General features: G+C 63.0%; 12 protein-coding genes. 9 read left to right on the top strand and 3 right to left on the bottom strand.

The window, feature by feature from the left end; translation table 11 throughout:
• Positions 1-300 precede the first annotated feature (300 nt).
• The 8 genes from BM317_RS17720 (at position 301) to BM317_RS17685 (ending at position 6,965) form a co-directional block, all read left to right on the top strand.
• Complete coding sequence (locus tag BM317_RS17720; protein ID WP_063321992.1) at positions 301-1,149, top strand: transporter substrate-binding domain-containing protein; 849 nt, start codon at positions 301-303, stop codon at positions 1,147-1,149.
• A gap of 54 nt (positions 1,150-1,203) precedes the next feature.
• Complete coding sequence (locus tag BM317_RS17715; protein ID WP_018608019.1) at positions 1,204-1,866, top strand: amino acid ABC transporter permease; 663 nt, start codon at positions 1,204-1,206, stop codon at positions 1,864-1,866.
• Positions 1,867-1,875: 9 nt separating this feature from the next.
• Positions 1,876-2,538 carry an amino acid ABC transporter permease gene (locus tag BM317_RS17710; RefSeq protein WP_092170319.1) on the top strand — a complete coding sequence of 221 codons (663 nt, stop codon included), beginning with the start codon at positions 1,876-1,878 and terminating at the stop codon, positions 2,536-2,538.
• Positions 2,535-3,326, top strand: coding sequence for an amino acid ABC transporter ATP-binding protein (locus BM317_RS17705; RefSeq protein ID WP_092170316.1), 792 nt, complete (start codon positions 2,535-2,537; stop codon positions 3,324-3,326). The genes BM317_RS17710 and BM317_RS17705 overlap by 4 nt, the downstream gene beginning before the upstream one ends.
• A gap of 25 nt (positions 3,327-3,351) precedes the next feature.
• On the top strand, positions 3,352-3,738 hold the full coding sequence (locus BM317_RS17700; RefSeq protein WP_092170313.1) for a RidA family protein: 387 nt from the start codon (positions 3,352-3,354) through the stop codon (positions 3,736-3,738).
• Positions 3,739-3,866: 128 nt separating this feature from the next.
• Positions 3,867-4,631 carry an IclR family transcriptional regulator gene (locus BM317_RS17695; RefSeq protein ID WP_058543922.1) on the top strand — a complete coding sequence of 255 codons (765 nt, stop codon included), beginning with the start codon at positions 3,867-3,869 and terminating at the stop codon, positions 4,629-4,631.
• Positions 4,632-4,672: 41 nt separating this feature from the next.
• Positions 4,673-5,890: an amino acid deaminase gene (locus tag BM317_RS17690; protein ID WP_092170308.1), complete on the top strand. Its 1,218-nt coding sequence runs from the start codon at positions 4,673-4,675 to the stop codon at positions 5,888-5,890.
• A 154-nt stretch (positions 5,891-6,044) separates the two neighbouring features.
• Positions 6,045-6,965, top strand: coding sequence for a sugar kinase (locus BM317_RS17685; RefSeq protein WP_092170304.1), 921 nt, complete (start codon positions 6,045-6,047; stop codon positions 6,963-6,965).
• A 123-nt stretch (positions 6,966-7,088) separates the two neighbouring features.
• On the opposite strand, the gene BM317_RS17680 is transcribed toward BM317_RS17685, so the two are convergent.
• Both BM317_RS17680 and BM317_RS17675 read right to left on the bottom strand, forming a co-directional pair.
• The gene (locus tag BM317_RS17680) at positions 7,089-7,364 is read right to left on the bottom strand and encodes a peptidylprolyl isomerase (protein WP_019690952.1); all 276 of its coding nucleotides are present in this window, start codon (positions 7,362-7,364) and stop codon (positions 7,089-7,091) included.
• A 48-nt stretch (positions 7,365-7,412) separates the two neighbouring features.
• Entirely contained in the window at positions 7,413-9,950 is a 2,538-nt protein-coding gene (locus BM317_RS17675; RefSeq protein WP_092475470.1) for a hybrid sensor histidine kinase/response regulator, read from the bottom strand.
• Between the two features lie 132 nt (positions 9,951-10,082).
• On the opposite strand from BM317_RS17675, the gene BM317_RS17670 reads away from it, so the two are divergent.
• Positions 10,083-11,201 carry a PilT/PilU family type 4a pilus ATPase gene (locus BM317_RS17670; RefSeq protein WP_092170479.1) on the top strand — a complete coding sequence of 373 codons (1,119 nt, stop codon included), beginning with the start codon at positions 10,083-10,085 and terminating at the stop codon, positions 11,199-11,201.
• A gap of 168 nt (positions 11,202-11,369) precedes the next feature.
• Here the strand turns inward: BM317_RS17670 and BM317_RS17665 are convergent, their stop codons facing one another.
• A complete protein-coding gene (locus BM317_RS17665) occupies positions 11,370-13,325 on the bottom strand; it encodes an acetoacetate--CoA ligase (protein WP_092475466.1) in 1,956 nt (651 codons plus the stop codon).
• Positions 13,326-13,336 lie beyond the last annotated feature (11 nt).

Genomic DNA, 13,336 nt, shown 5'->3' with positions numbered 1-13,336 from the left:
GCAAGCTCGCTCCCGCGGGTATCCATTTATAACTCCAGGTGGCTCCGTTTCAGTGCGCCAGGTGCGCCGAGTACCCGGCATGGGGCCTTGTTACCCGCTCGCCGTGGCCAACGGTAGCAATCTCGGCACGATTCCAAGCACCCATCCATTGCCTCTGTTTTTCCCATCTCCCTGATTTCCCTGACTTTCCATTTTTCTCACCCATGCGCCCCAAGCCTGTGGCACACTTTCTGCTGTCTATTCCGTTGTTACATACCATGTTCCGGTATAGCGGAATAAACTCACTCTGGAGTGCTTGCCATGCAACGCCGACCTTCCTTGTTCAAAACATGTGTTTTTCTCTTCGCGGCCACGGTGGCTGCCGTGGGTGTCGCCCAGGCGGCCGACAGCAAGCTGGACAGCGTGCTGCAGCGGGGGAAATTGATCGTGGGCACGGGCAGTACCAATGCGCCGTGGCACTTCCAGGGAGCGGATGGCAAGTTGCAGGGCTTTGATATCGATATCGCGCGCATGGTCGCCAAGGGCCTGTTCAATGACCCGGAGAAAGTCGAGTTCGTGGTGCAGTCGTCCGATGCGCGGATCCCCAATCTGCTGACCGACAAGGTCGACATGAGCTGCCAGTTCATCACCGTCACTGCCAGCCGCGCCCAGCAAGTGGCGTTCACCCTGCCGTACTACCGCGAAGGCGTGGGCCTGCTGCTGCCGGCCAACAGCAAGTACAAGGAAATCGAAGACCTCAAGGCCGCGGGCGATGACGTCACCGTGGCGGTGCTGCAGAACGTCTACGCCGAAGAATTGGTGCACCAGGCGCTGCCCAAGGCCAAGGTCGACCAGTACGACAGCGTCGATTTGATGTACCAGGCGGTGAACTCCGGTCGCGCCGATGCCGCCGCCACCGACCAGTCCTCGGTCAAGTACCTGATGGTGCAGAACCCTGGGCGCTACCGCAGCCCGGCTTATGCCTGGAGCCCGCAAACCTACGCCTGTGCGGTCAAGCGCGGCGACCAGGACTGGCTGAACTTCGTCAACACCACCTTGCATGAAGCCATGACCGGCGTGGAATTTCCTACCTATGCGGCGTCGTTCAAGCAGTGGTTCGGCGTCGAGCTGCCGTCGCCGGCGATTGGTTTCCCCGTTGAATTCAAATGACCCTGTGAGCCCGGGGCGCCCCTTGCGGGCGCTTCGTTGAAGGTACTGTCGACCATGAATTATCAGTTGAACTTTGCTGCCGTCTGGCGCGATTTCGACACCTTGCTGGCGGGGCTGGGCCTGGGGCTTTCCCTGGCGCTGGTGTCGATCGCCATCGGTTGCGTGATCGGCCTGGCCATGGCGTTCGCGCTGCTGAGCAAGCACCGGGTTCTGCGGGTGCTGGCGTCGGTGTATGTCACGGTGATCCGCAATACGCCGATCCTGGTGCTGATCCTGTTGATCTACTTCGCCTTGCCGAGCCTGGGCATCCGCCTGGACAAGCTGCCGTCGTTCGTCATCACCCTCTCGCTGTACGCCGGGGCCTACCTGACCGAAGTGTTCCGCGGCGGGCTGTTGAGCATTCACAAGGGGCAGCGGGAAGCGGGGCTGGCCATCGGCCTGGGCGAGTGGCAGGTGAAAGCCTACGTCACCGTGCCGGTGATGCTGCGCAACGTGTTGCCGGCCTTGTCGAACAACTTCATTTCGCTGTTCAAGGACACCTCCCTGGCGGCGGCGATCGCCGTGCCGGAGCTGACCTACTACGCCCGCAAGATCAACGTGGAGAGCTATCGGGTGATCGAAACCTGGCTGGTGACCACGGCCCTGTATGTCGCGGCCTGTTACCTCATTGCCATGGTGCTGCGGTATTTCGAGCAGCGCCTGGCGATCCGCCGTTAGGAGTCTCCCATGTACGAATCACCCAGTTGGTTGCATGAGTTATGGATCGCCCGGGACACCCTGTGGGCCGGCTTCCTGACCAGTGTGCAGTGTTCGCTGTTGGCGATTGTGTTGGGCACGCTGATCGGCCTGGTGGCCGGCTTGGTGCTGACCTATGGCCGGACCTGGATGCGCGCGCCGTTTCGCTTCTACGTCGACCTGATCCGCGGCACGCCGGTGTTCGTGCTGGTGCTGGCCTGCTTCTACATGGCCCCGGCCCTGGGCTGGCAGATCGGCGCATTCCAGGCTGGCGTGCTGGGCCTGACGCTGTTTTGTGGCTCCCATGTGGCCGAGATCGTGCGCGGTGCCTTGCAGGCGCTGCCCCGTGGGCAGATGGAGGCGAGCCAGGCCATCGGCCTGACGTTCTACCAGTCGCTGGGCTATGTGCTGTTGCCCCAGGCGTTGCGGCAGATCCTGCCGACCTGGGTCAATTCCTCTACCGAGATCGTCAAGGCCTCAACCCTGTTGTCGGTGATCGGCGTCGCCGAACTGTTGCTCAGCACCCAGCAGATCATCGCCCGGACCTTCATGACCCTGGAGTTTTACCTGTTCGCCGGGTTTCTCTTTTTCATCATCAATTACGCCATCGAATTGCTCGGGCGGCACATTGAAAAGCGGGTGGCCTTGCCATGACTGATACTTCGACTCCTTCCAACACTCAACCGCTGTTGGACATTCGCGGCCTGCGCAAACAATACGGCCCGCTGGAAGTGCTCAAGGGCGTGGACCTGAGCATGCAGCGCGGCAACGTGGTCACGCTGATCGGCTCCAGCGGTTCGGGCAAGACCACGCTGTTGCGTTGCGTGAACATGCTCGAAGAGTTCCAGGGCGGGCAAATCATGCTCGACGGCGAATCCATCGGCTATGACGACATGGACGGCAAGCGCGTGCGCCACCCCGAGAAGGTCATCGCCCGGCACCGTGCGATGACCGGCATGGCCTTCCAGCAGTTCAACCTGTTCCCGCATTTGACCGCGTTGCAGAACGTCACCCTGGGTCTGCTCAAGGTGAAAAAACTGCCCAAGGACGAAGCGGTGGCCCTGGCCGAGAAATGGCTGGAGCGGGTCGGCCTGCTGGAGCGGCGCAATCACTTCCCCGGCCAGTTGTCCGGCGGCCAGCAGCAGCGTGTGGCGATTGCCCGGGCGATTGCCATGAACCCCAGTCTGATGCTGTTCGACGAAGTCACCTCGGCCCTGGACCCGGAGCTGGTCGGCGAGGTGCTGAACGTGATCAAGGGCCTGGCCGAGGACGGCATGACCATGCTGCTGGTGACCCACGAAATGCGCTTTGCCTTCGAGGTCTCCGACAAGATCGTATTCATGAACCAGGGCCGCATCGAAGAGCAGGGGCCACCGAAAGAATTGTTCGAGCGGCCGCAATCGCCGCGGTTGGCGGAATTTCTCAAGAACACCCGTTTTTAATTTTATTCAGTAAGGAGAAACACTCATGAGCATTACGCGCTACGGCACCGGCAGCACCGCAGGCGGCGGCCAGCCACGGCCATTCGCCCGCGCCGTGGAAGCCGATGGCTGGCTGCACGTGTCCGGCCAGGTGCCGGCGGTGAACGGCGAGATCATTGTCGGCGGGATCGTCGAGCAGACCCACCAGACCATGAAGAACCTGGTCGCCATTCTCGAAGAGGCCGGTTATGAGCTCAAGGACGTGGTGCGCTGCGGCGTGTGGTTGGAAGATCCGCGGGATTTCTGGAGTTTCAACAAGGTGTTCGGCGAATACTTCAGCCCTGAACACGCCCCGGCCAGGGCCTGCGTGCAGGCGAGCATGATGGTCGATTGCAAAGTCGAGATCGATTGTGTGGCCTACAAGAAGAAGTGATCATTGATCGTTCCCACGCTCTGCGTGGGAATGCCGCCATGGACGCTCCGCGTCCGCTGTCGATGTGACGCAGAGCGTCACGGGATGCATTGCCCACGCAGAGCGTGGGAACGATCAGGAATAATGACATGACCGAAGACACCATCAAACGCCGGGCCCGGGGACTGGATCGGGCGTTCGATATCCTCGATTTCCTCAAGGAAATCGGCCAGCCGCTGCGCCCGAACGATATTGCCAGCGGCATCGGCAGCCCCAAGTCCACGGTCTATGAACTGGTGGCGTCGCTGCTGGAGCGCCGCATCCTTGAACCGGTGGGCAAGGACGGTCACGTCTACCTGGGCCGCCAGTTGTATTTCCTCGGACAGGCGCACCTGCGGCATTTCGACCTGAGCCGCGAGGCTGACCAGGCCTTGCAGGAGATCGTGCGCCAGACCCGCGAAACGGCGCAGATGTGCCTGCTCAACGGGCGCAAATACACCGTCGCGCTGATGAAGGAAGGTGAGCGGCATTTCCGCATTTCATCGGACATCGGTGAAAACGCGCCAATCCCGTGGACGGCGTCCGGACGCCTGCTGCTGGCGCATTTGAGTGACCAACAGATCGTCGACCTGATCGACCCCGACGACTTCATTTTGCCGGACGGCGAGCGCTTGCCCCTGGAGCAATTTCTCAAGGAAATCCGCCAGGCCGGCCTCGATGGGTTCTTTTCCTTCGACAGCGTCGCCGACACCTTCACCCACTGCTTCGCCGCACCGGTCAAAGACCCCGGCGGCGTGGCCATCGCCACCCTGTGCATCGTCGCCCCTCGGGCCGACGCCAAGAACAATTACGCCGACTACCGCCGGGTGCTGATCGAAAGCGCCAACAACCTGGCCCGGCGCATCAATGAATAGATAACCGCGGCTACGAGCGGCCGCGTGCGAGGAGTACGAACATGTCTTCTGTCATTCCCAATGCTGGCGTAGAGAAGGGGGCGGCCACCGTCGGTGCTCATCTGCTCAAGGACGTCAGCCTGCCGGCGTTGGTGCTGCACCGCGCGGCGCTGGAGCACAACATTCGCTGGATGCAAGCGTTCGTCACCGACAGTGGCGCCGAACTGGCGCCCCACGGCAAGACCAGCATGACCCCGGCGCTGTTTCGACGCCAGCTCGATGCCGGTGCCTGGGGCCTGACCCTCGCCACCGCCGTGCAGACCCGTGCCGCTTACGCCCATGGCGTTCGTCGAGTGCTGATGGCCAACCAACTGGTGGGCACGCCAAACATGGCGCTGATCGCCGATCTGCTGGTCGACCCGGCGTTCGAATTCCATTGCATGGTCGATCATCCGGACAACGTCGCAGACCTGGGCGCTTACTTCGCCTCGCGCGGCGTGCGGCTCAATGTGATGATCGAGTACGGCGTGGTCGGTGGTCGGTGCGGCTGCCGGACCGAGGCCGAGGTGTTGGCCCTGGCCGAGGCGATTCGCAGTCAGCCGGCGCTGGCGTTGACCGGTATCGAAGGCTACGAAGGGGTGATCCATGGCGACCACGCCATCAGTGGCATCCGCGCATTCGCGGCATCGTTGGTACGGCTGGCGGTGCAGTTGCAGGACAACGGAGCCTTCTCCATCGACAAACCGATCATCACCGCCTCGGGTTCGGCCTGGTACGACCTGATCGCCGAATCCTTCGAAGCCCAGAATGCCCATGGGCGTTTCCTCAGCGTGCTGCGTCCCGGCAGTTACGTGGCCCATGACCATGGCATCTACAAGGAAGCCCAGTGCTGCGTGCTGGAGCGCCGCAGCGACCTGCACGAAGGCCTGCGTCCGGCCCTGGAAGTCTGGGCTCATGTGCAATCGCTGCCGGAGCCGGGCTTCGCGGTGATCGCCCTGGGCAAGCGCGACGTGGCCTACGACGCCGGATTGCCGGTGCCGCTCAAGCGCTACACGCCCGGATCGGATTCGGTGGTGGGGGACGACGTGAGCGGCTGCAAGGTGACGGCGGTGATGGACCAGCATGCGTTCATGACGGTAGCGGCGGGGGTTGAGTTGCGAATCGGGGACATTATCTCGTTCGGTACTTCACACCCGTGCCTGACGTTCGACAAGTGGCGGGTGGGGTGCCTGGTGGATGAGCAGTTGCGGGTGGTCGAGAGCATGGAGACGTGTTTCTAGGGCTTAAGACCGAGTCGCGGCTTTCGCGAGCAAGCCCGCTCCCACATTGGGACAGGTATGAACACAGAGTTTGTGTTCGCCAAAAATCCTCTGTGGGAGCGGGCTTGCTCGCGAAGACGGCCTGTAAAACACCACCGAAACACCAGGATCATCCATGAGTACACTCAGCCCAAAAAATCGCATCGCCCTGATCGGCGAATGCATGATCGAACTGCAACAACGCGCTGACGGCAGCCTGCTGCAAAGCTTCGGCGGCGATACCCTGAACACCGCTGTGTATCTGTCCCGCGCCTTGGGCGACAGGGGCGCGGTGGATTATGTCACCGCCCTGGGCGACGACAGTTTCAGCGATGCCATGTGTGAGCGCTGGGCCGAAGAAAACATCGGTCTGCAACGGGTCCAGCGCTTGCCCGGCCGCCTGCCGGGTCTGTATTGCATCCAGACTGATGCGGCGGGGGAGCGGCGATTCCTCTACTGGCGCAACGAGGCGGCGGTGCGCGAGTGTTTTACCACCCCGGCCGCCGCGCCGATCCTGGCGGCATTGCCGGATTACGATGTGCTGTATTTCAGCGGCGTCACCCTGGCGGTGCTCGGTGAGCAGGGGCGCGCCAGGCTCATCGAAACCCTGGTCGAAGCACGTCGACGCGGGGCCCAGGTGGTGTTCGACAATAATTACCGGCCAAGACTCTGGGCCTCGATCGAGGCGGCGCGGGCGGCGTATCGCAGCGTACTGCCTTACGTGGAGTTGGCGCTGTTGACCGTGGAAGACGAGCAGGCACTGTTCGGCTATGCGGACACTGACGCGGTATTCGCCGCCTATGGGCAGTTCGGCACACCGGAGGTGGTGCTCAAGCGCGGTGCCGAGGCCTGCCTGATTCGTTGCGATGGCGAGTCTTATGAGATTCCTGCTCAACGGGTCGAGCGTGTGGTGGACACCACGGCGGCGGGGGATTCATTCAGTGCCGCGTACCTGGCGAGCCGCTTGCTGGGTGGTACTCCGGCGGAGGCGGCCGAAGCAGGGCATCTGTTGGCGAGCCGGGTGATCCAGGTGCCGGGGGCGTTGATGCCAAAATAATAAGTGGGCACAAAACCTGTGGGAGCGAGCTTGCTCGCGATAGCGCTGGGTCAGCTTGCAGAAATGTTGACTGAGTCGCCGCCATCGCGAGCAAGCTCGCTCCCACAAGCGCCAGGCTCGGTTTCAATCCCGGTAGAACACCTGCACCAGGTGGTAACCGAACTTGCTCTTGATCGGCCCATGCACCACCCGCAAGGGCTTCTTGAAGATCACCGCATCGATCGCACCGACCATCTGCCCCGGCCGCACTTCGCCCAGGTCGCCGCCGCGTTTGCCCGAGGGGCAGGTGGAGTATTTCTTGGCCAGCACATCGAAGGCTTCGCCCTTGGCGATGCGTTGCTTGAGCTGTTCGGCTTCTTCGGCGGTTTTCACCAGGATATGGCGGGCTTGGGCTTTCATTGCAGCGGTGACCTGAACGGTGCGACGGGGCGGCGATTATGCCTCAAGTCAGCTGTCATGGTTGATCATCGTCCGAATCTTGTTGGCCAGCAGATCAAGAGTGAAGGGCTTGGCGACCATGTCCATGCCCTGGTCGAGGAACCCCTGGCGTTCGGCGGCTTTCTGCGCATAACCGGTCATGAACAGCACTTTCAACCCCGGGCGGTGCTGGCGGGCGATTTCCGCCAGTTGTCGGCCATTCATGCCCGGCAGCCCGACGTCGGTCACCAACAGGTCGATGCGCTGCTCCGATTCCAGCAGGGGCAGGGCCGTGATGGCGTCCTGGGCTTCCAGGGCGGTGTAGCCCAAGGTCTTCAACAGGTCGAGCACCAGCATGCGCACTGCCGGTTCATCCTCCACCAGTAACACGGTTTCCCCGGCGATGGCCGGCGGTACGTCGACCGTCTCCGCCGTGGCGGGTTGTTGGGCCGGCGCAACGTGCAAGCGCGGCAGGTACAACTGCACCCGTGTGCCTTGGCCCGGCACGCTGTCCAGGTTGAGGTGTCCACCCGACTGTTGGGCAAACCCGTAGATCATCGACAAGCCCAGGCCGGTGCCCTGGCCGATGGGCTTGGTGGTAAAGAACGGGTCGAAGGCCTTGGCCAGCACGGCGGGGGTCATGCCGCTGCCGTTGTCGCTGACCGCGATCATCACGTAGTCGCCGACCTTGACCGGTTCGAGGGTGTTGATGTCAGTGCCGTCCAGATAGACGTTGGCGGTTTCGACGATCAATTCGCCGCCGTCGGGCATGGCGTCGCGGGCGTTGATCACCAGGTTGAGCAGGGCGTTTTCCAACTGGCTGGCATCGGTGCTGACCGGCCACAGCTCGGGGGTCAGTTGCAGCCGCAGCACGATGTGATCGCCGGTGGTCCGGCTCAGCAGGTCTTCGAGCGAGCGCACCAGCTCGTTGGCGTCCAGCGGCTTGCGGTCCAGGGACTGGCGGCGGGAAAACGCCAGCAGCCGATGGGTCAGGGCCGCGGCGCGGTTGGCCGAGGACACCGCCGCTTCGGTGAAGCGCCCGATCTCGGCGGTGCGGCCGGCGGCGATGTAGCGTTGCATCAGGTCGAGGCTGCCGAGGATGCCGGTGAGCATGTTGTTGAAGTCATGGGCAATGCCGCCGGTGAGTTGGCCCACGGCCTCCATTTTCTGCGCATGGCGCAGGGCTTCTTCGGCGCGCTCGCGTTCGAACATCTCGCTTTGCAGGCGGTGGTTGGCTTCGGCCAGTTGCCGGGTCCTGGCGATGACCCGTTCCTCCAGCGTTTCGTTGAGGTTGCGCAGGGCTTCCTCGGTTTTCCGGCTCTCGGTCTCATCGATCACGAAGATGTAGAAACCGTTCACCGCCCCGTCCGTCCCGTGGCGAGGCAAGTAGTTGATCAGTGCATGGCGCGGGCGACCGTCGCGATGGTCCATCTGCAAGGTAAAGCTGCACGGTTTGCCGGCCAGGGCATCGGCGATTTGTTGGGCGCGGGCGGCATAGGCCTCTTCGCCGAGCACTTCGCGGATGGTCTTGCCGTAGAGCTCTTGCGGGGTCAGGCCGTACCAGTCCAGGTAGGCGCTGTTGTTCAGCCGGAAGCGCTCTTCGCGGTCCACGTAGCTGATGAGGATCGGCATGGCGTTGATGATCAACTGCAGCTCGGTCTGGCTCTGGCGCAGGGCTTGCTCGGTGCGCTTGCGTTCGGTCAGGTCCAGGGCCGCGCCCAGAAAACGCTTGGGCCGGCCGTGGCGGTCCTTGTAGCAACGGCCGCGCACGTAGACCCAGCGTAGTTCATCGTCGGGCTGCAACAGCCGGTACTCTTCGGCGTATTCGGTGCCGTGGGTGATGCAGTGCTTGATGCTGCGGGCAATCATCGCCCGGTCCTCGGGATGCACGCCTTCGAGGTAGGCGCTGATGGGCAGTTGGCGCGACAGGTTCGGGTCGACGCCATGCAGCAGGGCGAAATGCGCGTCGGCAATGAAGCGGTCTTCGCTGATGTCCCAATCCCAGGTGCCCAGTGCGTCGGCGGCGGCCAGGGCCAGTTGCAGGCGCTCTTCGCTTTCGTGCTGGGCCTTGAGGCTGGCCTCGGAGCGCCGTTCGAATTCCATGGCCAGGCGGCGGCGTTCGCTGGTCTCGATGGCGGTGACCAGGATGCCGGCGACGCTGCCGCTTTCGTCATGCACCGGGCTGTAGGTCAGGTCCAGCCAGACATCGCAGAGACGCCCGGCGAAAGGCACGCGCCAGTGCTGGTCGCGGCAGGTGTGCGTCTGGCCTTGCAACACGCGGTGGTAAATCCCTTGGGTTGCCCCTTTGAGTTCGGGCCATGCCGCATGGGTCGGCTGGCCGAACGCCCGGGGGTGCTTGTCACCGGTCAGTCGACCGAAGGCGTCGTTGTAGAGATGGGTCAGCTGCGCGCCCCACAGCAAGGCCATTGGCATGGGCGAATGGAGCACGATGTCCACGGCGGTGCGCAGGCTCTGGGGCCAGTTCCGGGCAGTGCCCAATGGGGTCTGGGCCCAGTCCACCTGGCTGACCAGGCGTTGGGCATCGCTGCCGGCGGGTGTCGCGTTCATCACGCGATCCCTGGCTGTCGTGTCTGTACCACGGCGTCTACTATCCTGTGAGGAAAGTAAGTGCGGGTGGGTCTGAAGGGTTTCATGTTCGGCTCAACTTGTTTCATTGATGTCTCGCGGAAGTTTCAGTCCATGGAAATCGATCCGTTGTTGCGAATCCTGGCGAGCCAGAATGGTTCCGACCTTTACATGTCTACGGGAGCGCCGCCGTGCGCGCGTTTCGAGGGCGTACTCAAGCCCTTGGGGCACGAGGCCTTCAAGGTCGGCGACATTGCCCGGCTCGCCGAGTCTTTGATGGACGCCGAACAGCGCCTTGAGTTCGATCGGGAACTGGAAATGAACCTGGCGATCTCCCTGGCCGGCGTCGGGCGGTTCCGGGTCAATGTCTTCAAGCAGCGCAATGACGTGTCCATGGTGATCCGCAACGTCAAGCTGGACATCCCGCGCTTCGAAGACCTGAAACTGCCCCGGGTGCTGTTGGACAGCATCATGCAGAAACAGGGGTTGATGCTGTTCGTCGGCGCGACAGGTTCGGGCAAGTCGACTTCCCTGGCGGCGCTGATCGATTACCGCAATCGCAACAGCAGCGGCCACATCATCACCATCGAGGACCCGGTGGAGTATATCCATCGGCACAAGAAATCCATCATCAACCAACGGGAAGTCGGTGTCGACACCCGCAGTTTTCATGCGGCCCTGAAAAACACTTTGCGCCAGGCGCCGGACGTGGTGCTGATCGGCGAAATCCGCGATCGGGAAACCATGGAGCATGCCCTGGCGTTTGCCGACACCGGGCACTTGGTGATTTCCACCTTGCATGCCCATAACGCCAACCAGGCCCTGGACCGGGTGATCAATTTCTTCCCGGAAGAGCGCCGGCCGCAGTTGTTGAACGACCTGGGCAACAACCTCAAGGCGTTCGTTTCCCAACGCCTGGTGCGCACCCGTACCGGCCAGCGGCGGGCGGCGGTGGAGGTCATGCTGGGTTCGCCCACGGTGGCCGACCTGATCCGGCGCAACGAGCTCGGCGAGCTCAAGGGCATCATGGAAAAGTCAGAGGAACTGGGCATGCAAACCTTTGACCAGGCCTTGTTCAACCTGGTGGTCGAAGGCGCCATCGATGAGGAGGAGGCGCTGAAAAATGCCGATTCGGCGAACAACCTGCGGTTGCGTTTGAAGCTGCATACCGAGTCGGGGGCGCTGGCGCCACCGGCCGATCCGGCGGCGGGCGAGTGGGGGCTTATGGATTGATCGGGTTGGAGACCGCCCCTGTGGCGAGGGGATTTATCCCCGCTGGACTGCGAAGCAGTCCCGATACAGTCGGCTCAATCAGTCCGACATGCGGGGGTATCAGGTTCAGGGGCCGCTTCGCGCCCCAGCGGGGATAAATCCCCTCGCCACAACAACTGCCTGTTACGCTCAGTCGGCAAGCTCCGGCCTATCTCGAAACTGCTCCAGCGCCTCGGGGTTGGCCAGGGCATCGGTGTTCTTCACCGCCTCGCCATGCACCACGTTACGCACCGCCAACTCCACCACCTTGCCGCTGATGGTTCGCGGAATATCACTGACCGCGAGGATCTTCGCCGGTACATGCCGTGGTGTGGTGTGGGTCCGGATGACCTGGCGAATCCGTTGTTCCAAGGCGTCATCCAGCGTCACGCCATCGCGCAGGCGCACGAACAGCACCACCCGGACATCGCCTTGCCATTGCTGGCCGATGGCAACGCTGTCCAGCACCTGCTCGACCTTTTCCACCTGCCGATAGATTTCCGCCGTGCCGATGCGCACGCCGCCAGGGTTGAGCACGGCGTCGGAGCGTCCATGGATCAACAGGCCGCCGTGGGGCAGTTCCTCGGCGTAGTCGCCTTGGGCCCACACCCCGGGGAACTGGGCGAAGTAGGACGCGCGAAGTTTTTCCTGCCGAGGGTCGTTCCATAAGCCAATGGGCATCGCCGGGAAATGCCGGGTGCACACCAACTCACCTTTTTCCCCGATGACCGGGTTGCCGGCCTCGTTCCAGACCTGCACGGCCATGCCCAGGCTCTTGCCCTGCATTTCGCCCCGGCGCACCGGGGACAGCGGGTTGCCGTTGACGAAGCAGGACACGATGTCGGTGCCGCCGGACATCGAGGCCAGGCAGACGTCGGGCTTGATGTCCCGGTACACGTAGTCGTAGCTATGGGGGGCCAGCGCCGAACCGGTGGACAGGAGGGTTTTCAGGCTGTCCAAACGGTGCGTCTGCCGGGGCTTGAGGCCTTCGCTTTCCAGGGCAGCGAGGAATTTGGGGCTGGTGCCGAAGACGCTGATGCGCTGCTGATCGATCAGGTCCAGCAAGCGCTCGGGGCCGGGGTGGAACGGCGAGCCATCGTAGAGCACCACCGCGCTACCCACGGCGAGGGCCGACACCAGCCAGTTCCACATCATCCAGCCGCAGGTCGTGTAGTAGAACAGTCGATCCTCGGGACCGAGATCGACGTGCAGGCCATGTTCCTTGACGTGTTGCAGCAGCACGCCGCCAGTGCCGTGGACGATGCACTTCGGCACGCCGGTGGTGCCGCTGGAGTACAGGATGTACAGCGGGTGGTCGAACGGAACGCTGACGAATGCCGGTTCGCCACCGCGTTGATAAAAGTCGTTCCACAACGCGACCGCGGCCGGGGTCTTGAAGTCTTCGAGGCGGGCGTCAGGCTGGGCATAAGGCAACACGATCAGTTGTTGCAGCGACGGCAGCCGTTCGAGGATTTCATTGACCTTGGCCCGTTGGTCGATGACCTTGCCGGCGTAGCGATAAGCGGCGCAGGTGATCAGCACCTTGGGCTCGATCTGGCCGAACCGGTCGATGACGCCCTGGGTGCCGAAGTCCGGTGACGAGCATGACCAGATGGCGCCCAGGCTGGTGCTGGCGAGCATGCCCACCAACGTCTGCCAGGTGTTGGGCATGCAGGCGGCGACCCGGTCGCCCCGGGTGACGCCAGCGGCTTGCAGGCTCTTCTGCAGGCCGGCGACATGGGCGGCGAGTTCGGCCCAGGTCAGTTGTTCCTGGTCGCCGTTTTCGCCCAGCGCCACCACCGCGACGGCGTCATCGCGGCGGCGCAGCAGGTGTTCGGCGAAGTTCAGCGTGGCGCCAGGGAACCACTGGGCGCTGGGCATTTGCGGGCCTTCCACCAGGACCTCGCTGGGCGGTTGGTGAAAGCGAATCTCGAAGAAGTCGACGATGGCCTGCCAGAAGGCCCCGCGCTGGTCGATGCTCCAGGCGTGCAGGGCGGGGTAGTCGTTCAGTTGCAGGTGATGCCGCGCGTTGACGAACTGGCGAAAGGCGTTCATGCGCGACTGGGCGATGCGTTCGGGGCTGGGTTGCCAGAGGAGGTCGGACATGGGGGGCCTCT

The organism is Pseudomonas sp. NFACC24-1, from assembly GCF_900115235.1.
GTDB classification, from domain to species: domain Bacteria; phylum Pseudomonadota; class Gammaproteobacteria; order Pseudomonadales; family Pseudomonadaceae; genus Aquipseudomonas; species Aquipseudomonas fluorescens_AA.
The sequence above is the reverse complement of the archived record's forward strand: the minus strand, read 5'-3'. Positions and strand labels throughout refer to the sequence as shown.